This window comes from Micromonospora sp. NPDC023633, from assembly GCF_040640035.1.
Taxonomy (GTDB): Bacteria; Actinomycetota; Actinomycetes; order Mycobacteriales; family Micromonosporaceae; genus Micromonospora.
In genome coordinates this window covers 1-26,611 of sequence record NZ_JBFABB010000061.1, presented here as the reverse complement: position 1 = coordinate 26,611, position 26,611 = coordinate 1, and the positions used below count along the sequence as shown (strand labels likewise).

At 74.6% G+C, this 26,611-nt stretch carries 23 protein-coding genes and 2 tRNA genes; 12 read left to right on the top strand and 13 right to left on the bottom strand.

The window, feature by feature from the left end:
- The first annotated feature begins 2 nt into the window (after positions 1-2).
- Positions 3-1,268: a DUF6596 domain-containing protein gene (locus tag AB0G13_RS19905; protein WP_357876186.1), complete on the top strand. Its 1,266-nt coding sequence runs from the start codon at positions 3-5 to the stop codon at positions 1,266-1,268.
- A gap of 137 nt (positions 1,269-1,405) precedes the next feature.
- On the opposite strand, the gene AB0G13_RS19900 is transcribed toward AB0G13_RS19905, so the two are convergent.
- Positions 1,406-2,779, bottom strand: a complete 1,374-nt coding sequence (locus tag AB0G13_RS19900; protein WP_357876162.1) for a cellulase family glycosylhydrolase — start codon at positions 2,777-2,779, stop codon at positions 1,406-1,408.
- Positions 2,780-3,018: 239 nt separating this feature from the next.
- Here AB0G13_RS19900 and AB0G13_RS19895 point away from each other — a divergent pair, with 239 nt between their 5' ends.
- Both AB0G13_RS19895 and AB0G13_RS19890 read left to right on the top strand, forming a co-directional pair.
- Positions 3,019-3,981: a TIGR03557 family F420-dependent LLM class oxidoreductase gene (locus AB0G13_RS19895; RefSeq protein WP_357876160.1), complete on the top strand. Its 963-nt coding sequence runs from the start codon at positions 3,019-3,021 to the stop codon at positions 3,979-3,981.
- Positions 3,978-4,835: an alpha/beta fold hydrolase gene (locus AB0G13_RS19890; RefSeq protein ID WP_357876158.1), complete on the top strand. Its 858-nt coding sequence runs from the start codon at positions 3,978-3,980 to the stop codon at positions 4,833-4,835. The genes AB0G13_RS19895 and AB0G13_RS19890 overlap by 4 nt, the downstream gene beginning before the upstream one ends.
- A 226-nt stretch (positions 4,836-5,061) precedes the next feature.
- Here AB0G13_RS19890 and AB0G13_RS19885 read toward each other — a convergent pair whose 3' ends face one another.
- From AB0G13_RS19885 to AB0G13_RS19855, 7 genes are all read right to left on the bottom strand, one after another.
- A complete protein-coding gene (locus AB0G13_RS19885) occupies positions 5,062-5,766 on the bottom strand; it encodes a hypothetical protein (RefSeq protein ID WP_357876156.1) in 705 nt (234 codons plus the stop codon).
- 142 nt (positions 5,767-5,908) lie between these two features.
- Positions 5,909-6,733, bottom strand: a complete 825-nt coding sequence (locus AB0G13_RS19880; protein WP_357876154.1) for an endonuclease/exonuclease/phosphatase family protein — start codon at positions 6,731-6,733, stop codon at positions 5,909-5,911.
- Positions 6,734-6,741: 8 nt separating this feature from the next.
- Entirely contained in the window at positions 6,742-8,232 is a 1,491-nt protein-coding gene (locus AB0G13_RS19875) for a phosphatase PAP2 family protein (RefSeq protein WP_357876152.1), read from the bottom strand.
- Positions 8,233-8,311: 79 nt separating this feature from the next.
- Positions 8,312-9,313: a YihY/virulence factor BrkB family protein gene (locus tag AB0G13_RS19870; RefSeq protein ID WP_357876150.1), complete on the bottom strand. Its 1,002-nt coding sequence runs from the start codon at positions 9,311-9,313 to the stop codon at positions 8,312-8,314.
- Positions 9,306-10,310, bottom strand: coding sequence for a diacylglycerol kinase family protein (locus AB0G13_RS19865; RefSeq protein WP_357876148.1), 1,005 nt, complete (start codon positions 10,308-10,310; stop codon positions 9,306-9,308). Before AB0G13_RS19865 ends, AB0G13_RS19870 begins: the two co-directional genes overlap by 8 nt.
- A gap of 253 nt (positions 10,311-10,563) precedes the next feature.
- Positions 10,564-11,142, bottom strand: coding sequence for a Clp protease N-terminal domain-containing protein (locus AB0G13_RS19860; RefSeq protein ID WP_357876146.1), 579 nt, complete (start codon positions 11,140-11,142; stop codon positions 10,564-10,566).
- Complete coding sequence (locus AB0G13_RS19855; protein ID WP_089001290.1) at positions 11,142-11,378, bottom strand: HTH domain-containing protein; 237 nt, start codon at positions 11,376-11,378, stop codon at positions 11,142-11,144. The genes AB0G13_RS19860 and AB0G13_RS19855 overlap by 1 nt, the downstream gene beginning before the upstream one ends.
- 119 nt (positions 11,379-11,497) lie before the next feature.
- Between AB0G13_RS19855 and AB0G13_RS19850 the strand changes: the two genes are divergently transcribed.
- Positions 11,498-12,262, top strand: a complete 765-nt coding sequence (locus tag AB0G13_RS19850) for a protein phosphatase 2C domain-containing protein (RefSeq protein WP_357876144.1) — start codon at positions 11,498-11,500, stop codon at positions 12,260-12,262.
- Between the two features lie 78 nt (positions 12,263-12,340).
- Here AB0G13_RS19850 and AB0G13_RS19845 read toward each other — a convergent pair whose 3' ends face one another.
- Positions 12,341-12,928: a hypothetical protein gene (locus tag AB0G13_RS19845; protein WP_357876142.1), complete on the bottom strand. Its 588-nt coding sequence runs from the start codon at positions 12,926-12,928 to the stop codon at positions 12,341-12,343.
- Between the two features lie 1,017 nt (positions 12,929-13,945).
- On the opposite strand from AB0G13_RS19845, the gene AB0G13_RS19840 reads away from it, so the two are divergent.
- The 5 genes from AB0G13_RS19840 to AB0G13_RS19820 all read left to right on the top strand — a co-directional run bounded on the left by AB0G13_RS19840 (position 13,946) and on the right by AB0G13_RS19820 (position 21,300).
- A complete protein-coding gene (locus tag AB0G13_RS19840; protein WP_357876140.1) occupies positions 13,946-14,803 on the top strand; it encodes a universal stress protein in 858 nt (285 codons plus the stop codon).
- Positions 14,804-14,899: 96 nt separating this feature from the next.
- A complete protein-coding gene (locus AB0G13_RS19835; RefSeq protein WP_357876138.1) occupies positions 14,900-17,302 on the top strand; it encodes a phosphoketolase family protein in 2,403 nt (800 codons plus the stop codon).
- A gap of 164 nt (positions 17,303-17,466) precedes the next feature.
- Positions 17,467-18,339 carry a universal stress protein gene (locus AB0G13_RS19830; RefSeq protein ID WP_357876136.1) on the top strand — a complete coding sequence of 291 codons (873 nt, stop codon included), beginning with the start codon at positions 17,467-17,469 and terminating at the stop codon, positions 18,337-18,339.
- 176 nt (positions 18,340-18,515) lie between these two features.
- Positions 18,516-19,526 carry a nitroreductase gene (locus tag AB0G13_RS19825; RefSeq protein ID WP_357876134.1) on the top strand — a complete coding sequence of 337 codons (1,011 nt, stop codon included), beginning with the start codon at positions 18,516-18,518 and terminating at the stop codon, positions 19,524-19,526.
- Between the two features lie 142 nt (positions 19,527-19,668).
- Positions 19,669-21,300, top strand: coding sequence for a GAF domain-containing protein (locus AB0G13_RS19820; RefSeq protein ID WP_357876184.1), 1,632 nt, complete (start codon positions 19,669-19,671; stop codon positions 21,298-21,300).
- 10 nt (positions 21,301-21,310) lie between these two features.
- Here the strand turns inward: AB0G13_RS19820 and AB0G13_RS19815 are convergent, their stop codons facing one another.
- Entirely contained in the window at positions 21,311-21,949 is a 639-nt protein-coding gene (locus tag AB0G13_RS19815) for a response regulator transcription factor (protein WP_357876132.1), read from the bottom strand.
- A 260-nt stretch (positions 21,950-22,209) separates the two neighbouring features.
- Between AB0G13_RS19815 and AB0G13_RS19810 the strand changes: the two genes are divergently transcribed.
- Complete coding sequence (locus tag AB0G13_RS19810) at positions 22,210-23,184, top strand: nitroreductase (protein WP_357876130.1); 975 nt, start codon at positions 22,210-22,212, stop codon at positions 23,182-23,184.
- 54 nt (positions 23,185-23,238) lie between these two features.
- On the opposite strand, the gene AB0G13_RS19805 is transcribed toward AB0G13_RS19810, so the two are convergent.
- The 3 genes from AB0G13_RS19805 to AB0G13_RS19795 all read right to left on the bottom strand — a co-directional run bounded on the left by AB0G13_RS19805 (position 23,239) and on the right by AB0G13_RS19795 (position 24,655).
- Entirely contained in the window at positions 23,239-24,249 is a 1,011-nt protein-coding gene (locus tag AB0G13_RS19805; protein ID WP_357876128.1) for an NAD-dependent epimerase/dehydratase family protein, read from the bottom strand.
- Between the two features lie 209 nt (positions 24,250-24,458).
- Positions 24,459-24,533: transfer RNA gene (locus AB0G13_RS19800), tRNA-Val, on the bottom strand.
- A gap of 49 nt (positions 24,534-24,582) precedes the next feature.
- A tRNA-Gly gene (locus AB0G13_RS19795) sits at positions 24,583-24,655 on the bottom strand.
- Between the two features lie 165 nt (positions 24,656-24,820).
- On the opposite strand from AB0G13_RS19795, the gene AB0G13_RS19790 reads away from it, so the two are divergent.
- Together AB0G13_RS19790 and AB0G13_RS19785 are read left to right on the top strand one after the other, a co-directional pair.
- Entirely contained in the window at positions 24,821-25,060 is a 240-nt protein-coding gene (locus AB0G13_RS19790; RefSeq protein WP_091620076.1) for a DUF6458 family protein, read from the top strand.
- Positions 25,061-25,249: 189 nt separating this feature from the next.
- The coding region (locus tag AB0G13_RS19785; protein WP_357876126.1) for a hypothetical protein at positions 25,250-26,611 on the top strand (1,362 nt) is incomplete at its 3' end.

Genomic DNA, 26,611 nt, shown 5'->3' with positions numbered 1-26,611 from the left:
GCCTGGACGCCGCCCCCTCCGCCGAGGACCTGCTGCGCGAGCTGGCGCCGCAGGTCCTCGGCGTGCTCGCCCGCCGGTTCGGCGACTTCTCCACCGCCGAGGACGCCGTGCAGGAGGCGCTGCTGGCGGCGGCGACCCAGTGGCCGGTGGAGGGGCTGCCCGACAACCCGCGCGGCTGGCTGATCCAGGTCGCGTACCGGCGGATGGTCGAAGTTGTGCGCGGCGAGTCGGCCCGGCGGCGGCGCGAGGACCTCGTCGCCCGCCGCGAGCCGGACGACCGGCGCGCCGCGCCGCCGCCGGACGAGGAGCTGGGCACCGACCGGGACGACACCCTGACGCTGCTCTTTTTCTGCTGCCACCCGGCGCTCACGCCGGCGTCGGCGATCGCGCTGACCCTGCGTGCGGTCGGTGGCCTCGGCACGGCCGAGATCGCCCGGGCCTTCCTCGTGCCCGAGGCCACCATGGCCCAGCGGATCAGCCGCGCCAAGCAGCGCATCCGCGGCTCGGGCATTCCGTTCCGGATGCCCGAGCCCGCCGAGCGGGAGGCCCGGCTGGCCGCCGTGCGGCACGTGCTCTACCTGATCTTCACCGAGGGGCACACCGCCAGCCTGGGCGCCGACCTGCGCCGGGTCGACCTGTCGGAGGAGGCGATCCGGCTGACCCGGGCCCTGCGCGCGCTCCTGCCCTCCGACGCCGAGGTCGCCGGGCTGCTCGCGCTGATGCTGCTCACCGACGCCCGCGCCGCCGCGCGGACCGGGCCCTCGGGTGAGCTGATCTCCCTGGCCGACCAGGACCGCGGGCGGTGGGACGCGGCGGCCATCGCCGAGGGGGTCGCCCTGGTCACCTGGGCGCTGCCGCGCGGGCCGGTCGGGCCGTACCAGCTCCAGGCGGCCATCGCCGCCCTGCACGACGAGGCGCCCAGCACCGCCGAGACCGACTGGCCGCAGATCCTCGCCCTGTACGAGGTGCTGGAGCGCGCCTCCGGCAACCCCGTCGTCTCCCTCAACCGCGCGGTGGCGACCGCCATGGTGCACGGCCCGGCCGCCGGCCTGGCGGCCCTGGACGCCCTGGACGCCGACCCCCGGCTCGCCGGGCACCACCGGCTGCCCGCCGCCCGCGCCCACCTGCACGAGATGGCCGGCGACCGGAAGCGGGCGGTGGCCGCGTACCGGGTCGCCGCCGGCCTGACCACGAGCCTGCCCGAGCAGCGTTACCTGACGATGCGCGCCGCCCGCCTCGCCGTGGCTGGCGAACCTCCGCCGGCCTGACCAAGCCCGTGATCAGTTGACGCGCAGCCGGCGGGACGGGCCTGCCGAGCCCGGTTTCCCGTCGACCGATGACACACCCCCTGCCGCAAGGAGGTGGCCGGGTCCGTGCGGACCCGGCCACCTCCTGGTGCGTGATCTCAGCTCGCGGTGCAGGTCACCGCGGGCGTGGCGTTGGTGCCGTTCCCGCTGGCGATGAAGCCGAAGCTGGTGCTGGCCCCGGCGCCCAGCCGGCCGTTCCAGTCGGCGTTGCGGGCCGTGACGGTCGCCCCGCTGCTGCTCAGGACGGTGCTCCAGGACTGGCTGACGGTCTGGCCTCCCGGGAACGTCCACTTCGTCGTCCAGCCGGTGATCGCCGCCGAGCCGGCGGTCACCTTCACCTCACCCTGGAAGCCGCCCTGCCACTGGTTGGTCACGGTGTACGCCGCGGTGCAGCCGCCCGGCGGCGGAGTCGTCGGCGGGGGCGTGGTGGGCGGCGGGGTGGTGGGCGGGGGCGTCGTCGGCGGCGGGGTGGTCGGCGGCGGGGTGCCGCCGAAGACCGTCGCCTCCTTCGCGGTGGCCTTGATCCCGTTCGCCCCGTTGAAGATGCGCTGGCCCCATGTGGTCAGGGCGGCGGGGTTGAAGTTGGTGACCATGTCGAGGTACTCGACGCCACCGCCGTTGCCGCTCCACGACCAGCCCAGGTAACCGATCCCGTTGGCCTGGCTGTAAGAGAGGATGGTGTCCTCGTCGGGGTTGCCGTCGGAGTGGTCGAAGCCGAACTCGCCGACCACGATCGGCAGCTTGGCGGCACGGAACCGGCCGAGGTAGTCGCCGATCTCGGCGGCGGTGTCGAAGACGCCGTACATGTGGATGGAGAAGACCGTGTTCTTCTGGGGGTCGGCCGCGAAGACCGAGGCGGCGTTGTCGCGCATGGTGAACGACCAGTCCTGACCCCAGTTGGGGGCGTCGACCATGATGGTGTGCGTCAGGCCACCTGCCCGCAGCCGCTTGATCGCGTTGGCGGTGTCGGTCGCCCAGGTGCCGTAGCCCTGGTTGCCGTACGGCTCGTTGCCGATGTTGACGATGACGTACTTCTCCTGGCCGGCGAGGGCGCTGGAGACGCTCAGCCAGTAGTCGACCGCCTGGTCCAGGGTGGCCGCCCCGCTCTGCTCGCCGTAGCCGGTGGTGTCGTGCACCTCCAGCACGCAGATCAGCCGGTTGGCCTTGCACAGCGAGATGACGTTGGCGACGTCGGCGGTGTCGTTCTTCGTCCACCGCTGGCCGCTGGCCAACACCACCCGCACGGTGTTCGCCCCGAGCGCCTTGATGTTGGCGAAGGAGCTGGTCTGCTGTTGGTACCAGGTGTGCGCGTGGTTCACGCCGCGCATGACGAACTCGCTGCCTCCTGCGTCGTAGAGCTTGCCGTCGGCGACGGAGAAGCCGGTCGCGGCCCGCGCCGGCTGGCCGAACGCCAGGACGGCGACCAGCAGCGCGATCAGGGCCGCACCGGCGGCGGAGAGTCTCTTCTTCATGGCCTTCCTCAAAGGGAGGACCCCCGCTGCCCAGGTGGGGGTGGGACGTCACAGGGGATGGCGGCTGCAGCCCGACAGCCGCCGCCCGGCTCCCGGCGGCGCAGGGATCAGCGTAGGCCGGTCCGGCCGGTCACGCAATGAACCGGTTAAGCAGCGGCCCGTCGACACCGGACGCGAGGGTTGAGCCGGCCGGACAGGGGTATCCGGGGATGATCCGCCCGGGTCGGAAGGAGACATCCATGGTCAGCGTCGGCTACACCCTGATGTGCGAGCAGGCCGGCCCCAAGCAGCTGGTCGACTACGCGGTGCGGGCGGAGGCGGCCGGCTTCGACCAGCTCGTCATCTCCGACCACTACTACCCGTGGCTGGACTCCCAGGGCCACTCCCCGTACGCCTGGTCGGTGCTCGGCGCGGTCGCGCACGCCACCAGCCGGGCGGAGCTGATGTCCTTCGTTACCTGCCCGATCCGCCGCTACCACCCGGCGGTCGTGGCGCAGAAGGCCAGCACCGTGGGGGTGCTCTCGGACGGCCGGTTCACCCTCGGCCTGGGCGCGGGCGAGAACCTCAACGAGCACGTGGTCGGCGGTTGGCCGCACGTGCAGCAGCGGCACGAGATGTTCGAGGAGGCCCTCCAGATCATCCGGCCGCTGCTCAACGGGGAGACGCTGACCTTCTCGGGCAACCACTACGACGTGCCCGACGCCTACGTGTGGGACCGGCCGGCCCGGCCGGTGCCGATGGCCGTCGCCGCCTCCGGCCGCCAGTCGGTCACCCTCGCCGCCGAGTACGGCAACGGCCTCGTCGCCACCGAGCCCGACCCGCACATCATCGAGATGTACGACGAGGCCGGCGGCGCCGGGCAGCCCCGCTACGGCCAGGTGGCCATCTGCTACGGCCCGGACGAGGCGGAGTGCCGCAAGATCGTGCACGACCAGTTCCGCTGGTTCGGGATGGGCTGGAAGGTCAACGCGGACCTGCCCGGGCCGGAGTCGTTCGCCGCCGCCACCCAGTTCGTCCGCGAGGAGGACGTGGCCGAGGGGGTCTCCTGCGGCCCCGACGTGGACCGGCACGTCGAGGCGTTCCGGAAGTTCGTCGACGCCGGCTTCACCCACGTGGCGATCGTGCAGGTGGGCGGCGAGACGCAGCCGATGTTCCTGGACTGGGCGCAGGAGCAGCTCCTGCCGAGGCTGCGCGAGCTGTGAGGGCGACAGCGACCCGCCGGCCCCGGGCGACCCCGCCGGGCCGGTTCGGCCCCGCGGAGCTGCGCCTCGCGCTGGCCGCCCCGAAGCCGGCCGCCGGGCTGACCAGCGAGTGGCGGCTGGTCGACGGGCTGCGTACGCACACCCGCCGCGCGGGCGACCCGGGCACCGCCGCCACCCCGGTCGTGCTGGTGCACGGGCTGGCCGTGTCCCACCGCTACCTGACCCCGCTCGCCCTGGCGCTGGGCGACACCCATCCGGTGTACGCGCCCGACCTGCCCGGCTTCGGGCTGACCGAGCGCCCCGGCCGCGCGTACGACGTGGTCGAGCACGCCGCGCACCTGGCCGCCTGGCTGGCCGCGTACCGGATGCCGCCCGTCTGCCTGCTCGGGCACTCGTTCGGCGCGGAGGTCGTCGCGGCGCTGGCCGCCCGGCACCCCGACGCGGTCCGGGCCGTGGTGCTCGCCGGCCCGACCAGCGACCCGGCCGCCCGGTCCCGGCGGGGACAGTTCGGACGCTGGCTCGTGGACACCTTGCGGGAGGCGCCGTTGCAGGCGCCGATCCTGGCCCGGGACGTCCTCGACGCCCGCCCCTGGCGGGTCCACGCGACGCTGTCGCACTCGGTGCACAACGGCATCGAGGCGGACCTGGTCCGCATCGCCGCGCCGACCCTGGTGGTCGCCGGCTCCCGGGACCCGGTCGTGCCGCCGGCCTGGCGCTCGCAGGTGGGCCGGCTGGTGCCGCACGCCCGTACGGTCACCGTGCCGGGTGCCGCGCACAACGTCGTGACCACCGCCCCGGCGCAGGTCGCCGACGCGATCCGCGCCCTCCTCGCCCCCTCGCTGACGAACAGGTGACGACATGCGCATCGGCAACACGGAGATCCGTCCGGCCGGCGGCGGCCTGGGCTGCCTGCTGATGATCCTCTTCTCGATCGTCGCGTCGGTCGTCCTGACCGTCCTGCTCAACCTGCTCCTGTGACGCCACCCGGGCCGCGGCTCCAGCACCGGTCCTGGGGATTGGAGGGGCCGGTTCGCACCAGGATCCCGCCCGGGCACCGCCCATCGGGGCGACGTCGGGGGGTCAGCCGCGCAGGCCGAGGGCGGTCAGCACCTCGCGGGTCGCCTGGCGGACCGGGTCCAGCACGGCGCGGCGCACCCACCGGGCCGCCGGCGACACCGTCGCCCGCCACGCGGCGGCGACCGCCCGCCCCACCGGCCGGACCGCGTGACGCCACAGCCAGCCCGCCCCGAGCACGAACGGGCGCAGGGTGAGCGCGTAGCACCACCACAGCAGCCGCCCCGCCGCCCACCACGCCCACGCGAGCGCGTGCAGCAGCACCCGGCCCACCGCCGCCAGCCACCGGCCGAGCGCCGCGAGCCCGGCCACCAGCAGGCGTCCGAGCGGGGCGAGGAGCCGGGCCAGCCAGCGCACCGGCAGCCAGATCAGGTGGTACGCCAGCCAGGCCAGCCCCCGACCCAGCCACACCAGCGGCACCCAGACCAGCGTCCGGAGCAGCCAGGCCAACCCCCGGCCGAGCCACACCAGCGGCAGCCACACCAGGTGCCGCAGCAGCCAGCCCAGCGGGCGCAGCAGCCAGCGGTCCAGGAACCGGCCGACCGGCGCAAGCAGCCAGCGGTACAGCCAGCGGCCGACCACGGCGACCAGCTCCCAGGCCAGCCGCAGGGGCACCACCACGACGAGCGCGATTCCCCGGGCGACGGCGACCAACAGCGGGGCGGGCGGGGCACCGGCGTTCCCCGGCTCCGGGCTCGACGAGTTGATCACCGGCTCACGGTAGTCGGCACCGGCAACCGCACCGCCGCCCCGACCCCCGGGGGCGCACCGGAGTGGGCCGCGCGCGCCACCGACCGTGCCCTGGAGCGGGCCGAGGCCGGTCAGGCGGGCCGAGACGGTCAGGCCAGGGCGGTCAGGCGGGGTCGAGGTCCAGGTCCGCGACGACCGGGTAGTGGTCGGAGGCGTACTCGGTCTCGCCGCCCCGGAGCACCCGGAAGTCCCGCACCCGGCCGGCGAGCGCAGCCGTGCCGAGCAGATAGTCCAGCCGCATCCCGGAGAACTCCGCCCCGCCGCCGTGCCGGGTGGGCGCGGTCAACCCGCCGTCGGGCGGCGTCCCCTCCCGCCGCCGGCCGGCCGGCGTCGCGTACAGGTCGACCAGGCCGGCGGCGAGCAGCCGGGCCACCGCCCGGGTCTCCACCGTCCGCCCGTCCCGGCGCAGGTGCCGGCGGCGGTACGCGGCCGGGAGCCGGGCGATGCGGTCGGTATGGTCGGCGACCGGGTCGAGGGTGTTGAGGTCGCCGGCCAGCAGCCCCAGCTCCCCCGGCGCGCGGCGCAGCGCGGCGGCGGCCCAGCCCGCCTCGACGCGCCTCCGCAGCCCCGAGTACGGGTCCAGGTGGACGCTCAGCACCGTCAGCGGGCCGGCGGTGGTCGCCACGGTGACCCGCTGCGCGGCGTGGTGGAACGGCCGGCGTACCCGGGTCGCGGAGAGGGCGCGCAGCGGCGGTCGCAGCAGCACCGCCACCGGCTGACCGAAGCAGGAACGGGCCAGGTGGGGACGCATCCCCACCCGGCCCGCGAAGTCGGCGAGCACGTCACCGGAGTCGAAGTCCCGCAGCTCCTGCAGGGCCAACACGTCCGGCCGCTCGGCGGCGACGACCCGGACCAGCAGGTCCCGGCGGTCGGCGCCGCCGGAGTCCCGTCCTCCGGTCCGGATGTTCCAGGTCATCGCCCGCAGCATCGGCGGCGTCAGTCCACCCGGGCGGCCTTGGCCAGCTCGTCGTCGAGGGTGTGCACGTCCTCGGACTCGATGCTCGGCCGGTTGCCCTCGCGCAGGTCCTCGTTGGGGCGGACCACCCAGTAGAGCAACCCGATCCAGAGGGTGGTGAGGATGATCGCGCCCATGAAGTCGGTGGGGTGGTGCATTCCCCGGTACATCCGGCTGATCGCCACGCCGGCCGGCATCACGACCGCCAGCGCCACGAAGACCCACCGCCACCACCGGTCGGTACGCGGAAAGACGATCACCGCGATCGCCACCCAGACGCAGAGCGTGGCGGCGATGTGGCCGGACGGGAAGGAGGAGGTCGGCATCGGCCCGTCGAGGTTGCCGACCGGCGGGCGCGGCCGGTCGACCGCGGCGGCGGAGGCGAGGAAGAGGGTCAGCTCGCCGAACATGGTCAGCGCCACGAACAGCACCGGCCGCCAGCGCCGCCACACGGCGAGCACGAGCGGGCAGAAGACGAGTGAGATGAGCAGGATCGCGTGCGTGTCGCCGACCTTGCTCCACCAGTAGCTGAAGTCGTCCCGGCCGGGGGTGCGGTGCTCGGCGAACCACCTCGGCACGTCCGTGTCCAGGGTGGCGAAGAAGGTGCCGCCGGCGTGGTAGCTGACGAACATGCCGAAGCCGTAGAGCGCGCCGAGGACCAGCACCCAGCCGACGACCAGCTCGAACACGGCGGCCCGGGGGTGCGGCAGCAGGTGCGCCTCGTCGGGCGCGGGCGCCACGTCGTGCGCGGCCTCCGGCTCCAGCCCCTCGCTCAACGTCGGGACCGGACGGCCGCGCTCCAGCCGCCAGAGCCGGAAGGCGTACGCGGTGACGCCGAGCCAGGCGGCGCCGAGCAGCCAGGCCCCGAGCACGTCCGAGACGAAGTGCACGCCCAGCGCGACCCGGGTCAGGCCGATGAGGAACACGACGACGGCGACCAGGGCGATCGCGGGCCTGCGCCAGCGGCGCGACATGGCCGGCAGGAAGACCAGCAGCAGCGCCCCGTACGCGACCATCGAGCCGAGCGCGTGCCCGCTGGGGAAGCTGTCCCCGGCGTACGTGCCGATGGGCACCTCCACCTCGGGGCGCAGCCGGTCCACCAGCGTCTTGAGCGCCGGGTCGAGGACGAGGGCGCCCACGCCGGTGACGATCAGGAACACCGCGAGCCGGCCCTGCCGGCGGATCAGCAGGCCGACCACGGCGACCGACACCAGCCAGATGATGACCGCCCGCCCGCCGAGGTCGGTGAGCGCGTTGAGCACGGTCACCAGCGGCCCGTGCGGGGCGACCAGGTCGTTGAGCCAGGCGGCCACGCCGTGGTCGACGTCGTAGAGCGGGGACCACCGGGTCCGGACCAGCACGAGGAGCACCCCGAAACCGACCCCGGCACCCAGCACGATCGCCAGGCCGGCCAGGGTCCGCTCGGTGAAGTGACCCAAGGGTCGTCGCAACGCCTCTTTGACCGCGCCCACGGCAGCCTCCCTCTCGCTTCTGGCGTGCCGCAATACCCGATCGGCGCTCCGCGTACACCGAGGGGTGTCCGAAGCGGAGCTACAGCGAGCTCATCTCGCCGGTGTCGTGGATCTCCTCGCGCTCGGCCTCGGGCTCCCAGAGGTCGGGCTGGGCGGGCTCGCGCACCCCGATGCGCAGCGCCTCCAGTTGGGCGGCGAAGGACAGTCCACCGAAGAGCGCCATGCCGGTCAGGTTGGCCCAGAGCAGCAGCGCCATCATCCCGGTCAGCGCCCCGTACGTCTGGCCGAACCCGCCGCTGAACCGCACGTACGCGGCGAGCAGCAGGCTGGCCACCCACCACAACGCGGTGGCGATGCCGGCGCCGAAGAAGAGCCAGGACAGGCCGGGCTGCTTGCGGCGGGGGGCGTGCCGGAAGATCACCGCGACGGCGAGGACGGTCAGGCCCAGGCTGAGCGGCCAGCGCACCACGTCCCAGACGCCGTTGGCGAACTCGCCCCACGCGTAGTGCCGCTGCACGGAGTCGCCCATCGGGCCGCCGCCGACGAGGATCAGGAACCCGGTGAGCGCCGGCACGCCGGCGGTGAGGGCGAGGATGGTGGCGCGGACGTACTTCCACAACGCGGGCCGGTCCCGTTCCACGCCGTAGATCCGGTTGGCGCCGCGCTCGATCTGGGCCATGGTGCCGGTCAGCGCGACCAGGCCGGTGAACAGGCCGAGGCTGAGCGCCAGCTCCCCGGCGCGTTCGGTGCGGTCCCCCTCGCCGAGCAGCTCGGCCACCATCGGTTCACTCGCCCCGGGGGTGAGCGCGAGTACCGTGTCGGCGACCACCCGGCCGCCCTCCTCCACGCCGAGTTCGCTGATCAGGCCCGTCAGCGCGATCAGGAACGGCACCACGGCGAGGCAGAGTTGCAGCGCGAAGGCCCGCGAGTGGCTGAACCCGTCGCCGTAGCGGAACCGGATGAACGCGTCCCGCAGCAGGTGCCAGCCGCCCTGCCGGCGCAGGGTGTGCCAGGCGTCGTCGGCGTTGAGTTCCTCGTCGGACATCAGCCGGGTCTCCGGCACCATCCGGGTGCTACTCACGGCGCGCTTCCTCGACGAGCTGCTCACCGCGCTCGGCGGCCGCCCGGGCGTCCTCGGCCAGGTCGGGATCCTGCGCCGGCTGCGGCACGCAGAGCCACAGCGCCCGCCGCCGGATCTCGGCCTTGAGGGTGCGACCCGGCTCGATGAGGTCGCCGTCGAGCTCCCGGGGCTGGGGCCGGTTGCTGGTGATCTCCACCCGTCGGGCCCGGAAGACCTCCATCCGGGGCACGCTGTCCTGCCGGCGTACGACCGCCCAGCCGAGCGCGAGCCAGTGCCGCAGCGTACGGGGGGTGAGCACCGCGACGTCGAGGTAGCCGTCGTCCGGTTCGGCGTCGGTGAGCAGGCGCACGCCGCCCTGGAGGCGGCCGACGTTGGCGACGAGGACGGAGCGGGCCCGGCGGCGGATCGGCTGCTGGTCGTCGATGCGGATGGAGACCTTCATCGGCCGGTCGCGCAGGTGCCGGGCGGCCCCCACGACGTACGCCGGCCAGCCGATCCGCTTCTTGGTGGTCTCCGAGGTGTCGGCGAGCATCTGGGCGTCGAAGCCCATGCCGGCCATCACCGTGAAGTACTGGTCCTCGACCGCGCCGACGTCGAGCAGCCGGCGGCCACGCTCGACGGCGACCTCCAGCCCGGCGGCCAGGTCACCCGAGAGGCCCAGGTTGGCCGCGAGCAGGTTGCCGGTGCCCTGGGGCAGCACGGCGAGCGCCACGTCGGTGCCGACCAGGCCGCTGACGCAGGCCATCACGGTGCCGTCGCCGCCGCAGGCGAAGACGAGGTCCACGCCGGCCTCGACCGCCTCCTCCGTCTGGCCGCGGCCCGGGTCCTTGACCGTGGTCTCGAACCACAGCGGCTCGGGCCAGCCGGCCGCGGCGAGGGCGTCGTGGACCGTACGACGCAGCTCGTCGAGGTCGGCCACCTTCACCGGGTTGACCACCACGGCGGAGCGCAGACCGCCGTCGCGCGTCGCGCGTCCCTTGTCCTGTCGAGGCTCCACGGCGTCAGTGTGCAGCAGATCCGGCACGGCAGCGACCCGACGGCGCGGTGACGTTACGCGCAGGGAAAACGGGTTTGCCGAACGCCCCCACCGCTCCGCCGCCCACCCGATTACCCACCGCCCGGCTGCGCCGGGCGAGGACGGGCCGTCCTGACCCCCGTCGATCATGAGGTTGACCGTGGTCCCTGAGATCCACTTCACCGCCAACCTCATGATCGACGGGCGGGGACGGGTGGGTGGGGGTGGTGGGTGGTCAGGCCGGGGTGCGGAGGGTGGTCTCCACGCGGCGGCGCAGGTCGTCGAGGTCCGCCCCGGCCTCGGTGAGCACCAGTGCGCCGAGCCCGTGCCCCTCGCGGAGCACGCCGAGCAGGATGTGCTCCGTGCCGATGTGGCGGTGACGCAGTCGCAGCGCCTCCCGCAACGCCAGCTCCAGCACCTTCTTGGCGCGCGGGGAGAAGGGGCCGCCCGCGTACCGCCGGCGACCCCAGCGGCGGCGCGGCGCCGGCGCGGCCTCGCGCAGCGCGTCCGGGCCGAAGGACTCCTCGATCCGGGCCACGATGGCGGCCAGGTCGATGCCGATCTCGCGCAGGGCGGCGGCGTCGGCGTCGCCGAGGCCGGTGGCTCCCCGCTCGGCGTGCCGGCGGACGCGGGCCCGCAGGTCGTCGGCGCGCAGACCGGCCTCGGCGAGCACCCGGGCGGCGAGGCTGTCGCCGTCGGCGAGCAGGGCGAGCAGCAGGTGCTCGGTGCCGACGGGCCGTCGGCCCTCGGTCCGGGCCTCGTCCCGGGCGTGCCGCACGACCGTGCGGGCCCGGTCGGTGAACCGTTCGAACATCACGCCTCCCAGGAGGATCCGACCGCCGGACGCCCGGCGTGCTTCTTGTGGACCGCCTGCCGGCTGACCTCGAGCTCGTCGGCGATCTCCTGCCAGGACCAGCCCTGTCGACGGGCGTTGTCCACCTGGACCACCTCGAGCCGTTCGAGCAACCGGCGCAGCGCGCGGACGGCGCGCAGCCCGACCCGGGGGTCGGTGCTGCCGGCTGCCGCCGCGAGTTCCGTTGCCTGACTCATGTCGTCAACTTACGTTGACATCGAGGCAGTGTCAACCCATGTTGACACCCGCGTCCGGTCGGCCCGGTGCTACCGTCCGCCGGTGTCCCTCCCCCGCCGGCCGCCGCGCCGAGGCCACCATGCCCGGTGAGGCGCGTCGCCTCCCGCTCGGCGAGATCACGCTGGAGTTCGCCGGCGGCAGCGTGGTCGGCAACCGCTACCCGGCCAACTTCGACGTGCTGCACGTCGACCCCGTCCTGCCGTTCGCCGCGGTCGCCGACGGCATGGGCGCCGGCGAGGGCAGCCACCGGGCCGGCACGACGGCCATGGGCACCCTCGTCGCGCGGGTCAGGGCCGCCTGGCCCACGGTCGACCCACGCCTGTTGCGCGCCGCCGTGGCCCACGTCCAGTCAGCCGTACGCGCCGCCGGCGCGGAACTGGCGGAGCTGACCGGCTGCACCCTGACCGCCCTGCTCGTGGAGCCCGACGGCGGGCAGGGCTGGCTCGTCCAGCTCGGCGACTCCCGCGCCTACCGGCTGCGCGACGGCCTGCTGGAGCTGATCACCGTCGACCACACGGCGGCCTGGCTGGGCGTGCTGCACGGCTGGTACCCGGCCGACTCCCCCGACGCCGCTCGCGCCCGCTACCAGCTCACCCGCTACGCCGGCCACCCGGACGAGCCGGAGGCGGACCTGCTCGCGGTGTCGCTGCGCCCCGGCGACGTCTGGCTGCTCTGCACCGACGGCGTCAGCGACCAGGTCGACTACCACCTGATGCGGGAACTCCTCGCGGCGCCGCGCCCGGAGGAGGCGGTGCGGGACCTGCTCGACGACACCCTGGCAGCCGGCGGCGACGACAACGCCACCGCCGTGGTCGTCCGGGTCCACGCCGCCGCGTCCCGCTGACCGGCGCTGTCGAACGCAGACGCCGCTGGCCGGCACCCCGGGTGGGGTGCCGGCCAGCGGCGTCATTTCCTTGCTGGGTCAGTTGTTCCAGTGCTCGGCGACGAGGTCGGCGGCCTGCTGCTCCCACTGGGCGTAGTGGTCGGGGTACGCCGAGACCTGCACGGTCTGGGCGGCCTCGGTCAGCGGCATGTCCTGCCACCCGTCGACCTGCTTCAGCGCCTTGAGGAACGCCGTCGTCGAGTACTCGGGGTCGGTGATCTGCTCGACCGTGCCCCAACCCGAGGTCGGACGCTGCTGGAACAGGCCCTGCGAGTCGTGGTCGTTGCGCTCACCCAGATGACCCAGGTTCTCCAACTTCGACTCCTGCAACGCGGTCGCGATCGACACCACGGCGGCCCGCTCGTCCATGCCGGCCTTCTTCGTCGCCGCGATGATCGCCTTGACGTTGCCGACCTGCTCGTCGGAGAGCTCGATACGCGACTGCGCGCCCTGCACACCATGCGGCACCAGCTTCGCCTTGTCCGGCTTGTCGGCTGCCACCGCCACCGCCACCGGCACCGACTCCACCGACGGGGTCGCGTGGGCGGTCGCGGGACCGGCGAACACACCACCGGCAAACGCCAGACCAGCAACACCAAGAACGCTCTTACGCAGAATCGTGTTCATCACAGAGGCTCCATTCGGGGGTCGGCACCCACACCGAAAAGGGGGATCCGGCTCGTGTGGGCGCAAGCACCATCCGGCACTCAACGAACTCAAGGAAGTTCTCCGGCGTCTCGCCGAAGGAAAAAGATCAGATCGGCCGTGTCGACCGGAGGATCGGGCTGTTCGCGGGGCGGGGGGATGCCCTCACGTCGGCCGGACCATGTGTAACGACCGCCGGCCCGCCATCATTCCGGGGCCCCGGCACCCACCCATGGGGCGGCGCGGTCTTGCTCGGTCGTACGCAGGGTGTAACGACCCCGCCCCGGCCACGATTCCGCCCCCACGATGCCCCCGGCCACACCCCCGAACCGGACACCGGCCCCCGATCGGGGACCCGATGACGCCCGCCCGCCCATGCCGCACCCGACACCCATGACGCAACCGGACAAAGTCCGCATGCAGGGTCGAGGCGCGACCGCTGGGGATCTTGGTACGAGACGGCCCGTGGCGGGACGGTTTCGTACCAGGAGCCACCGGTGCCGCCGGGCGGCACTCATGATCGGTTGACGCTCCGCCGGGCTCCGCGCTGCCATCCGCCCGGGCCAACGTCAACGGATCATGGGACGCAACCCTGGCCACCGACCGTGATCAAGGACGCCATGTACCCCACAACGGCCGGGAAACGTCCACGCCGCCCTGATCACCGGACGCCACGCGGGCAGCCGGGCAGGTGGCGGCGCTACGGGTGCAGGCGGGCATGACCGGGGATGGAGGGTGAGCCGAGGACGGCGAGCGGGCACCGACGGGGTGTGGCCCGCCGTGCCCGGCGCAGGGATCAAGCCTGACCGCCCGGAGCCGGGTACGGCGGGCCACACCCCCACCACGACGACACCGCAACCGACACGACGCCGCGCACAGACGGCGGACGCCGCCGACAGCCCCCCAGCCCGCCGTCGACCGCGATCCCGCCCCGCCGTGGTATCCGCAGGACTAGCCTCGACAGGAGGGCCGGGCGCGACGCCTGCGGAGGTGATTCGGATGACCGCAGCCACCGACGCGGCGGTGCTGGTCGGGCTCGGCGCGGAGCGCAACCTGCCGGTGGTCAGGCTGGCCGCGCAGGAGGCAGCCGCGCACGGCCGTCCGCTGTGCCTGCTGCACGCGTTCAACTGGACGGCCGCGCTGGAGGCCCCGTCGGTCGCGGGGGCGCGCGCCGACGCCGAGAAGTTGATCTCCCGGGCCACGGAGATCGCCCACGAGGTCGAGCCGGCGCTGCCGGTCAGCGGCGAGATCGTCGAGGGTGCCCTCGTCGCCACCCTGGTCCGCCGGTCGGAGTCGGCGTTCCTGCTCGCCGTCGGGGACGGCGGCATGGCGACCAGCGGCGAATGCGTGTCGGTCGACGCGCCCGCGGTACAGCTCGCCGCCCGGGCCGGTTGCCCGGTGCTGGTGGCCCGCCGGGAGCCGCCGCCGCAGGGGCCGGTGCTGGTCGGGGTGGACGGCTCCGACAGCTCGCAGGCCGCGCTGGAGTGGGCGTTCGAGTGCGCGGCCGGGCGGGAGTCGCGGCTGCTGGCGGTCCGCGTCGTCGAGCCGGAGGAGGCCGCCGAGGATCCCGAGCTGCTCGCCGGGATGGTGGCGCGGTCGGCGCATCGGTTCCCGTCGGTGGCCACGGAGTGCCACACGATCCGCGGCGACCCCGGCACCGTCCTGGTGGAGCAGTCCCGCTCGGCGCAGGTGGCGCTGGTCGCCGCCCGGGGCGACGAGCCGTGGCGGGGCATGCTCGGCGCGGTGAGCCAGACGCTGCTCTACCACTCCCCCGCGCCGCTGATCGTGGTGCGAGGGCTGACGGCCGTTCCGGTCGACGGGCGCAACGCCCAGCTCCCACGGGACCAACGGCCCTGATCCACACCGGCGCCGATCGGAGATGCTGAGGCCGGCCCGGACGAATCCGCGCTCCGAGGATGCAGGATTCCCCTACCCGCGAGAGGCTCATGCAGTATGGACACCGCTCTCGACCTGCGCAGCCCCCTGACCGAAGACGAGCTGCGGCGGCTGGACGCCTACTGGCGGGCGGCGAACTACCTGACCGTCGGGCAGATCTACCTGCTGGACAATCCGCTGCTCCGCGAGCCGCTGGCACCCGAACACGTCAAGCCGCGCCTGCTCGGCCACTGGGGCACCAGTCCCGGCCTGAACCTGCTCTACGCCCACCTCAACCGGGCCATCGTCGCCCGTGACCTGTCCGCCATCTTCGTCACCGGCCCCGGCCACGGCGGCCCGGCGATCGTCGCCAACACCTGGCTGGAGGGCACCTGGAGCGAGGTGTACCACCACATCGACCGCGACGAGGCCGGCATGGCCCGGCTGTTCCGCCAGTTCTCCTTCCCCGGCGGCATCCCCAGCCACGTGGCGGCGGAGGTGCCGGGCTCGATCCACGAGGGCGGCGAACTGGGGTACGCGCTCAGCCACGCCTACGGCGCGGCGTTCGACAACCCCGAGCTGCTGGTGGCCTGCGTCATCGGCGACGGGGAGGCGGAGACCGGCCCGTTGGCTGGAAGCTGGCTCTCCGACGTCTTCCTGAACCCGGCCCGCGACGGCGCGGTGCTGCCGATCCTGCACCTCAACGGCTACAAGATCGCCAGTCCGACGGTGCTGGACCGGATCCCCGAGGACGACCTCCTCGCCATGATGCGCGGCTTCGGCTACCAGCCGTACGTGGTGGCCGGCGACGACCCGGCGACGGTGCACCAGGCCCTCGCCGGCACGCTGGACCGGGCGCTGGACGAGATCGCGGCCATCCAGCGGCGGGCCCGCTCGGGCGGCACCGTCGAGCGCCCCCGCTGGCCGATGATCGTCCTGCGTACGCCGAAGGGCTGGACGGGGCCGCGGGACGTGGACGGCAAGCAGGTCGAGGGCACCTACCGCGCGCACCAGGTGCCGCTGTCCGAGGTACGCAAGAACCCGGAGCACCTGGCCGAGCTGGAGCGCTGGCTGCGCAGCTACCGGCCGGAGGAGCTCTTCGACGCCACGGGCGCACCGGTCGCCGAGCTGGCCGCGCTGCCGCCGAAGGGCGAGCGGCGGATGAGCGCCAACCCGGTCACCAACGGCGGGCTGGTGCTGCGCGACCTGTCGCTGCCGGACTTCCGCGACTACGCCGTCGACGTGCAGCAGCCCGGCGAGACCGTGGCCGGCGCGACCGGCGCGCTCGGCCCGTGGGTACGCGACGTGATCACCGCCAACCCGCAGACGTTCCGCCTCTTCGGCCCCGACGAGGTCGCCTCGAACCGGCTCGGCGCGGCGTTCGAGGTCACCGGCCGGGCCTGGATGGCCGGCACCGTGCCCGGCGACGACCATCTCTCCCCGGACGGGCGGGTGATGGAGGTGCTCTCCGAGCACCTCTGCCAGGGCTGGCTGGAGGGCTACCTGCTGACCGGCCGGCACGGCATCTTCACCAGCTACGAGGCGTTCATCCACATCGTCGACTCCATGCTCAACCAGCACGCGAAGTGGCTGAAGGTGACCCGGGGCATCCCGTGGCGCAAGCCGGTGGCCTCGCTGAACTACCTGCTCTCCAGCCACGTGTGGCGGCAGGACCACAACGGATTCTCCCACCAGGACCCGGGCTTCATCGACCACGTGATGAACAAGAAGGCGGAGGTGGTACGCGTCTACCTGCCGCCGGACGCCAACACCCTGCTCTCCACGATGGACCACTGCCTGCGCAGCCGGCACTACATCAACGTGGTGGTGGCCGGCAAGCAGCCCGCCCCGAACTGGCTGTCGATGGACGAGGCCGTCCAGCACTGCCGGCGCGGCATCGGGATCTGGGACTGGGCCAGCACGGACGCCGGCAGCGAGCCGGACGTGGTGCTCGCCTGCGCCGGGGACGTGCCGACGCTGGAGACGCTGGCCGCCGCGGACCTGCTACGCCGGCACCTGCCGGAGCTGAAGGTGCGGGTCGTCAACGTCGTCGACCTGATGCGCCTCCAGCCGCCGACGGAGCACCCGCACGGGCTGTCGGACAAGGAGTTCGACACGATATTCACGCGGGACAAGCAGGTCATCTTCGCGTACCACGGCTATCCGTGGCTGATCCACCGGCTCACCTACCGCCGCACCAACCACGCCAACCTGCACGTGCGCGGTTACAAGGAGGAGGGCACCACCACCACGCCGTTCGACATGGTGATGCTCAACGACCTGGACCGTTTCCACCTGGTCATCGACGTGATCGACCGGGTGCCGGGGCTGGCCGACCGGGCCGCCCACCTGCGGCAGGAGATGGTCGACGCGCGGCAGTCCTGCCGGGACCACACCCGCGAATACGGCGAGGACGACCCCCGGGTCGCGGAGTGGCGCTGGGTCCGCGAGACGGACCCGGGACTGCGGGGTGACCAGTGAGCGCGAGGAGTGAGCCTGCGAGCCCCGCAGTCGCGAACGAAAGGCCGGCGCCATGAGCGCGAGGAGTGAGCCTGCGAGCCCCGCAGTCGCGAACGAAAGGCCGGCACCGTGAGCGCGAGGAGCGAACTCGCCAACCCCACAGTCGCGAACGAGAGGTGGACCCGATGAGCGGCAACGAGATCCTGGTCGGCTACGACGGCTCCGCCGACGCCTCCGCCGCGCTGGAGTGGGCGCTGGAGGAGGCCGGCCGCAGCGCGCGGCCGGTGCGGCTGGCGTGCGTCTTCGAGTGGCTCACCGTGGCCGGCTGGATCGGCCCCGGCGTCGCTCCCGGCATCTGGCCGGACGAGACGGCCCGCCGGCAGGTCGAGGAGCTGGTACGCAAGGCGGCGGCGGACGCGTCCGCCGCGCACCCGGAGCTGACCGTCACGGGTGAGGTGTTCGACGGGCCGCCCGCGCTGGTGCTCCAGGAACGCTCGACGCAGGCCGACCTGCTGGTGCTGGGCACCCGGGGGCACGGCGGCTTCGGCGGGTTGCTCGTCGGCTCGACCGCGGTCACCGTCGCCGCCCACGCGCACTGTCCGGTCGTGGTCGTCCGCGGCGAGGCCGCCGCCGGCGGGCGCACCGGGCACGTCACGGTCGGCGTGGACGGATCCGAGTGCTCGCTGCTGGCGCTGGGCTTCGCGTTCGAGCAGGCCGCTGCCCGGCGGGTGCCCCTGCACGTGGTGCGGGCCTGGCATCCGCCCACCGGCCAGCGTCTGCCGGCGGGCCCCGAGGCGCGGGAGGCCACGGCGGCCGACCGGGCCGAGCTCGACGAGCCGCTGGCCCGGTGGGGCGCGACGTTCCCCGACGTGCCGGTCACCGTGGAGGTGACGGAGGGCCGCCCGGCGTCCCTGCTGGTCGACGCCAGCCGCGACGCGTGCCTGGTGGTGGTCGGCACCCGGGGCCGGGGCGGCCTGACGGGGATGCTGCTGGGTTCGGTCAGCCAGCAGCTCATCCAGCACGCGCACTGCCCGGTGGCGGTGGTCCGGGAACGGTGAGTCGAAGGGCCCCCGGAGGGCGTCCGGAGGCCCCGGCGAGGGAGCGCAGGTCCCGGCCGCGCCGGGACCTGCGTACCGTGCGTCGGCACGGGGGATGGCGCAGGATGGAGCCGCAACCCCGCCCGGGGCACCGTCGGGCTGGGGCACGATGGGGAGAAACGGAAAGGGTCGTGACCATGAGCCACGGAACGCCGGCGACGGATCGTCCGCTGACCACCGCACTCGCGGAGGCCGCCGCGACGGCCGGGCACGCCCCGTCGGTGCACAACAGCCAACCGTGGCGGTGGCGGGTCCTGCCGGACGCGCTGGAGCTGCGGGTGGTCCGCGATCCCCGGCTGACGGCGACGGATCCGGAGGGCCGACTGCTGGCGTACAGCTGCGGGGCCGCGCTGCACCACGCGCGGGTCGCGCTGACCGCGGAGGGCTGGACCGCCGTGGTGGAACGGATGCCGGACCCGGCCGACGGGGACCTGCTGGCCCGGCTGACCGGAATGGCCCGCGCGCAGGCCGACCCGGAGGCCATCCGCCTCGTGCAGTGCATGCAGGTGCGGCACACCGACCGGCGCCCGGTCAGCGACGAGCCCGTGCCGACCGCCGCCCTCGGGGAGATCGCCTCGGCGGTCGCCGCCGAGGGCTGCCAGTTGCAGTTCCTCGACCGCGACAACGTCCTGGAGCTGGCCGCCGCGGCCGGGCACGCCGCGTCGGTCGAGGCGGAGGACCCGCAGCTGCGCGAGGAGTTGGAGTACTGGACCAGCCGCAGCGGCACCGGCACCGGCCTGCCGCCGGAGGTGCTGCCCGCGGAGGCGCCCCAGACCACCGTGCCGGCCCGCGACTTCGGCCGCCCCGGCACCCTGCCGGTCGGTCCCGGGCACGACCGGGCCGCCGTCTACGGGGTGCTCTACGGCGACGAGGACGAGCCGGACAGCTGGCTGCGCGCCGGCGAGGCGCTCTCGGCCGCCTGGCTGACCGCGACCCGGCTCGGGATCTCGGTGGTGCCGCTGAGCGGCGTGGTGGAGGTCGCGGGCACCCGGCAGACGCTGCGCGGGCTGCTGGCCGGCCTCGGTTACCCGTACCTCGTGATCCGGCTGGGGCTCGCGGACCCGGCACACGCCGGCCCGCCGCACACCCCGCGCCTGGACGTCGCGCAGGTGGTCGACACCTCGGCGGTGCGTTCCACCGACGCGTAGCGGAGGCTGGGCCACGGCCACCGGGCGATACCATCGCCCGGTGGCCGCCAGCACCTCGAACCCCCGTCCGGAAGCGCACGTGACCCCCTCGCTGGGGCTCAGCCCGCTGTCCCGGGTGCGGCTCGACGAGCTGCTCCAGGAGATGCTGGACCGGGTCGGCGAGGTGGTGACCAGCCGGGAGCGGCTGCGTGCCCTGCTCGACGCGGTGGTCGGCATCGGCACCGACCTGGACCTGCGCAGCACGCTGCAACGGATCGTGGAGTCGGCCTGCGAGCTGGTGGGCGCCCGCTACGGCGCGCTCGGCGTGATCGGCCACGACCGCCTGCTGCACGACTTCATCACCCACGGCATCGACGCGGAGCTGCACGCCAGGATCGGCGAGCTGCCCCACGGGCGGGGCGTGCTCGGCCTGCTCATCGACGACCCGCGCCCGCTGCGGATGCCCGACATCACCCAGCACCCGAAGTCCTACGGGTTCCCGCCGCACCACCCGCCGATGCACAGCTTCCTCGGCGTGCCCGTGCGCATCCGCGACCACGTGTTCGGCAATCTGTACCTGGCCGAGAAGCAGGGCGGCGCGGAGTTCACCGAGGACGACGAGGAGATCGTCGTCGCGCTCGCCGCGGCGGCCGGCGTGGCGATCGAGAACGCCCGCCTCTACGCGCTGGCCCACCGCCGGGAACGCTGGCTCGCGGCGACCGCCGAGATCACCGCCGTGCTGCTCGGCGAGGTGCGCCGCACCGACGCCCTGACGCTGGTGGCGCGGCGCGCCCGCGAGGTCGCCGAGGCGGAGGTCGCGCTGGTGCTGCTCTACGACCCCGACGCGGAGGAGTTCACCGTCGAGGTGGTGGACGGTGCCGACGAGCAGGCCGGCGCCCTCGTCGGCACCGCGCTGCCGGCGGCCGAGACGAGCTTCGCCGCCGCCGTCGTCGAGGGCCGGCACGACCACGTGGCGGACCTGGCCCACGCCGCGCCCTGGCCGGCGCTGCTGCGGACCGGCCCGGCGATGGTCGCGCCGCTGGCCACCGCCGACACCCTGCACGGGGTGCTGGTGATCGCGCACCGGCCCGACCGGGCGCCCGTCGCCAACGACGACGACATGGCCCTGCTGGGCAGCTTCGCCGGGCAGGCCGCGCTGGCCATGGAACGGGCCCGTGGGCAGGAGGAACGGGAGCTGCTGGTGGTCCTGGAGGACCGCGAGCGCATCGCCCGGGACCTGCACGACGTGGTCATCCAGCGGCTCTTCGCCACCGGCCTGCAGTTGCAGAGTGCCGCCCCGATGACGACGAAGCCGGAGGTCGCCAGGCGGATCAACGCGGCGGTCGACGACCTGGACGCCACGATCAAGGACATCCGCCGCACCATCTTCGAGCTGCGCACCCCGATGAGCGCGGCGCTGCGCACCGAGATCCGGGAGGCGATCGAGGTGGCGACCGAGTCGCTCGGCTACCGGCCCCGTCTGGAGCTGACCGGGCCGATCGACAGCGCCGTCCCCGACACGGTCCGCCCCGACCTCACCGCCGTGCTGCGGGAGGCGCTCTCCAACGCGGTACGGCACGCGCGGGCCGACCGCGTGACGGTGGCGGTGCGGGTCGACGCCGGCCGGGTGAGCGTGACCGTCACCGACGACGGGGTGGGCTGCGACCCGGCCGCCGCGCGCAGCGGCCTGGTCAACCTGCGCGAGCGCGCCGAGCGTCACGGCGGCGAGTTCGAGGTACGCCGGGCCGAGCCCCGCGGCACCGAACTGCACTGGTCGGTCCCCCTGCGGGACTGACCCGCACGCGTCAGTGGGACTTGCCGAGGAGGCGGGTGGCGAGGACGGCCGCCTGGGTGCGGCGCTCCAGGCCCAGCTTGGCCAGCACGCTGGAGACGTAGTTCTTCACCGTCTTCTCGGCCAGGAACATCTTCCCGGCGATCTCCCGGTTGGTGAGGCCCTCGGCCACGTACTCCAGGATCCGCCGCTCCTGCTCGGTGAGCGACTTCAGCTCGCGCGGCTGCTCGACGCCGCTGCGGATGCGCTCCAGCACCCGGGTGGTGATCGCCGGGTCGAGCAGCGACTGCCCCGCCGCCACCCGGCGCACCGCGTCGACCAGGTCGGTGCCGCGGATCTGCTTCAGCACGTAGCCGGACGCGCCGGCCATGATCGCCGCGAAGAGCGCCTCGTCGTCCTCGTACGAGGTGAGGATCAGGCCCTTGATCGAGGAGTCCACGGCCCGCACGTCCCGGCACACGTCGATGCCGTTGCCGTCGGGCAGTCGCGCGTCGAGGATCGCCACGTCCGGCCGCAGGGCCGGGATACGCCGGACCGCCTCCTGGGCGAGGCCGGACTCGCCGACCACCTCGATGTCCCCGCTGCTCTGCAGCAGGTCGGCCAGGCCACGGCGGACGACCTCGTGGTCGTCGAGCAGGAACACGCGGATCATCCCTAGTTTCTACCCGCTACGCCCCGGTTTCCGCACGGGTCGAAGGTCCCGAACCGGCCTCGCCCCGCGCCGCCTCGCACCGCCGCGGCTGGCGGTGGGTGTCGGCCCGAGGCCGCCACGGGCCGAGGTCCGGAGCAGCGACGGGGCCGGTCGGGCCCGGTGGGACGGGACGTCCGGCCCTGCCCGGGCCACGGTCCGGTGACGCACCGTGGACACGTACCACCCGCCGGCGCACGAACTGCCACGGAAGGGGCACGACCATGGACACCGGCTTCACCGTCGAGCAGCTACGGGCCGCCGCCACCGACGCCGTACGCGCGCCGTCGCTGCACAACACCCAGCCGTGGCGGTTCCGCCTGCGCGACGGCGGCATCGAGGTGCGGGTCGACCCGGACCGCCGGCTGCCGGCCACCGACCCGAACGGCTGGGGGGTCCGGATCGCCTGCGGGGCGGCGCTGTTCAACCTGCGGCTCGCCCTGGCGGTGGCCGGCGCCCCGGCGAAGGTCCGGCTGCGCCCCTGTCCGGCCGAGCCGGACGTGGTGGCCCGGCTGGTCCCGGACGTGCCGCGCCGCCCCACCCCCGCCGAGCAGGCCCTGCACGCGGCCATCCCCCGCCGGTTCAGCAACCGCGCGCCGTTCTGGCCCGACCCGGTGCCCGCCGACGCCCGCTGGCGCCTCGCCGAGGCGGCCCGCGCCGAGCAGTGCTGGCTGGAACTGCTGGTCGGCGTCAGCGCGGTGAACGCGTTCGCCGAGATCGCCCGCAGCGCCCACCGCGTGCTGGAGCGCAGCCCGGAGTACCGGGCCGAGCGCCAGGAGTGGGTACGCGCCACGTCCGCCCCGGACGGGATCCCGGCCGCGTCCGGCGGCCCGCGGGGCGAGCCGCAGGACCTGCTGCCCTCCCGGGGCTTCGGCAGCCTGGACCGGGCCCCGGGGCGGGACTTCGAACCGGAGCCGCTGGTCGCGGTGCTCGGCTCGCCGGGCAACACGGCGACCGACCAGGTCGTCGCCGGGCAGGCGTTGCAGCGGGTGCTGCTGAGCGCGACGGACTCGGGGCTGGCGGTGTCGATGCTGTCCCAGCCGATCGAGGTGTCGTCGGCGCGTGAGCAGCTGCGGCTGTCGCTGGGGCGGTTCGGCACGCCGCAGATGGTGATGCGCATCGGATTCGGCCAGCCGGGCTGGCCGACCCCGCGCCGCGAGGTGGACGAGGTGCTCGACCTGCCGGTCACCCGATCCTGACTCGGCGGTGCCTGGTCCGGCCGGGGTGAGGCGCGCGCCTGGTCCGTCGCGGGCTCAGGCGCGCGCCGCGTCCGTCGCGGCGAGCAGCGCCGCCTCCCGTTCGGGGTCCAGTCCCACCGGGGCGCGCTGCGGGCGTCCCGCCCGTGGCGGGACCGTGCCGACCGCCCGCAGCCACGCCCAGGTGTCGGCGACCGTCTCGGCCACCGGGCGGCAGGTCAGCCCCGCCGCGTACGCCCGCTCGACGCCGCGCTCCTGCAACCAGCGGTACTCGTGCCCGGCCGGGATCCAGATCGGCAATTCGTTCCACGGCACCACCCCGGCGGCCAGGATCGGCGCCGGATCGGTCCAGCGCAGCCGGGCGTCGGCGCCGGTGGCCGCCACGCAGGCGTCGAGCAGCTCCCCCATCGTCGTGTGCCCGGAGCGGCTCACCACGTTGAACGTCCCGCCCCCGCGCGCCGCGCCCCGCTCCAGCATCCAGCCCGCCATGTCCCGCACGTCGACGTACTGCACCGGCAGGTCGACCGGGCCCGGCGCCAGCACGTCCCCACCCCGCGCGATCCGCGTCAACCACCACGGCAGCCGGCCGATGTCCTCCCCCGGCCCGAGGATCAGCCCGGCCCGGGCGATCACCGCCCGCTCGCCGAACACCTCCCGCACGGCCCGCTCGCCGCCGGCCTTGTTGGCCGCGTAGTCGCCGTCGTCGGCGTCCGGCTCCGCGTCCACCACGGGGGCCTCCTCGCCCACCCAGGGGGCGACGGGCGCCGCGTAGACCGAGCCGCTGGAGACGTAGACGTACCGGTCGACCCGGCCGTCCAGCGCGCGGGCGGCGTCCCGCGCCGCGCGGGGCGCGCCGTCCCAGGTGTCGACCACGAGGTCCCACTCGCCGTCCGCGAGCGCCGTCAGGCCGTCGGGCGCGGTGCGGTCACCCCGCAACCGGCGTACGCCCTCCGGCGTCACGCCGTGCAGCCCCCGGTTGAACACCGTCACCGACCAGCCGCGAAGCACCCCCTCGGCGACCGTCGCGCCGCCCACGAATCCCGTTCCGCCCAGCACCAGCAGCCTCATGCGTCCCACTGTGCCGGCTCCGAGCGGCGGTCGGAGCCCGTGTTCACGGTCAGCGAATCTGCCGACGGCAGAAGCGGACCCGCAGGAAACGGGTCCTCCGCGTGCTCGTGGTGGGTTCGCCGTCCCGGGACCGGGGCCGTCCACCCACCGGGTCAGCCGGCGGCGGAGGTGTTCCCGCACGCGGGGCGGGTGGGGCGGGTCCGAATACGTGGTGGGCGATACTGGGTTTGAACCAGTGACCTCTTCCGTGTCAAGGAAGCGCGCTCCCACTGCGCCAATCGCCCGGGGGTGACCGCCCGGTCCGGCAGGCCGGACCACGAGGGGCGGATCGCGAGCGGACGACGGGATTCGAACCCGCGACCCTCACCTTGGCAAGGTGATGCGCTACCAGCTGCGCTACGTCCGCGTGCCACCGGTTGTTCGTCGGCGACGGGGGAAACTCTACCCGACGGCAAGATCGCCTGGCACGCCGCCCCGCCGGCGGGGCGACCGGGCGATGATTGCGCTGGTCAACCACGGGGTACTGAGGTCCATCGACAGCACACCACATCCCCTGACCTAGGAGGCTGTCGTGGGTATCGGCACCAGCATCTTCCTGATCGCGCTCGGCGCGATCCTCACCTTCGCGCTCGACGCGAGCCTCGGCGGCATCAACCTCGACGTCGTCGGGTGGATCCTGATGGCCGCCGGCGTGCTCGGCCTCATCATGACCACGCTCATCTGGGGACGCCGCCGCCAGGTGGTCAGCACGACCGAGCCGGTCGAGTACCGGCGGGTCGAGGAGCGCCGGGACGTCGCCCCGCCGCTCTGACGCCGGTCCACGCGGCCGCCGGAGCTGGACGGGTCGCGCGCACGCCGTGCCATGCCGGCCGCCCTCCTCGGGTGGCCGGCACGTTGCGTCTCCGCCGCCCGTACCACCGGCCCGGCGGCGGGTGCCCGAGCTCACCCCCGGGATCGGCTCGCTGGCGACCGCCGCCACCGGGTAATACCGTCTGCTGACATGCGGGCGGAGCCGGACGGGTCGCGGACGCGCGGACGGCCACCGTCGCGCTCGCGCCCCGAACGCGTCGAAGCCGTCGTCGCGATGACCCGGCTCGCCGCCGGCCCCGACCCCGTCTCCGCCGTCCTGGGCGAACTGGCCCGCCGGTCCGCCGCCACGGTCGCCCTGATCGGCGTCGACGGCACGGTCCTCGGCGTCCACCCGGGTCGGCACCCGCTCGCCCCGGCCGTGCTGGCCGCCGCCGCCCGCGCCGTACCCGGCCTGCACGCGCGCGGCACCCCGGCGGCCGTGCGGGGCGGCGACGGAGCGCCCACGGTCCACCTCGTCGCCCTCGGGGCCGCGGAGCCCGGGAACGGGGCGGACTGCGACCCCGACGGTGGGGCGGACCCGCCACCGTGGCTCGCGGCCGTCGACCCGGCGGAGCCGGTCCCGGGCGACCTGCTCGCCGACGCCGCGCGCCTGCTCGGGCTCTGCTGGCGGCTGGACCGCTCCGAGCGGTCCCGGCGCCGGGTGGCAGCCGGCGACGGCCGCGGCCGGGAGGCGGTGCTGCACCTGCTCATGGTCGGCGACGTGGCGCCGGCCCGGCGCGTCGCGGCGGCGTTGCGCCCCCACCTGCCGGACGTGGCCCGGGTGTGCGTCGTCGAGTGCGCCCCCGGCCGGCGCGGCGAGGCGGCCGGGCAGGTGACCCGCGCGCTGGGCGGACGGGCGTGGGTGGTGCCCTGCCCCGTGCGCTCCCGGCACCTCATCGCGCTGGTGCCGGAACACGGCGCGGCGCCGGGCGGCCGTGGCTCCGGCGCGGAGGCGGCGGGCCGGCTGATCAGCCGGCGGGTGCCGGACACCCGGGTCGGGGTCAGCGAGCCGGTCCCGCTGCACCGCACCGCGGTCGGCTACGAGCAGGCGTTCCACGCGCTCGCGGTGGCCCGGAGCCGCCTGGACGGGCACTGCCGCTTCGACCGCCCGGCGGACCTGCGGTCCGCGCTGGGCCCGGCCGGGAGCGACTGGGCCTCGGCCCTGCTGGCGCCGTGCCTGTCGTACCGGCCGGCCCGACGCACCGACCCCGACGGGCCGGAACTGCTGGCCACGCTCGGCTCGTGGCTCACCTTCGACGGCGCGGCCCACCGCCACCTGCGGATCCACCGCAACACCCTCGCGGCCCGGCTGGCGCTGCTGCGCGAACGCCTGGCCCTGGACCTGTCCCGGGTCTCCGACCAGTCGGTCGCGTGGCTGGCCCTGCACCTGCTCGGCCCGGCCGCGACCGACGACGGTGGCGACGCCGTGGGCCCGGCCGGGGCGGACGGCGCCGGCGCCCCCACCGGACCGCCCGAGGGCAGCCCGCACGGGGCGAGCGGCGGCGATCCACGC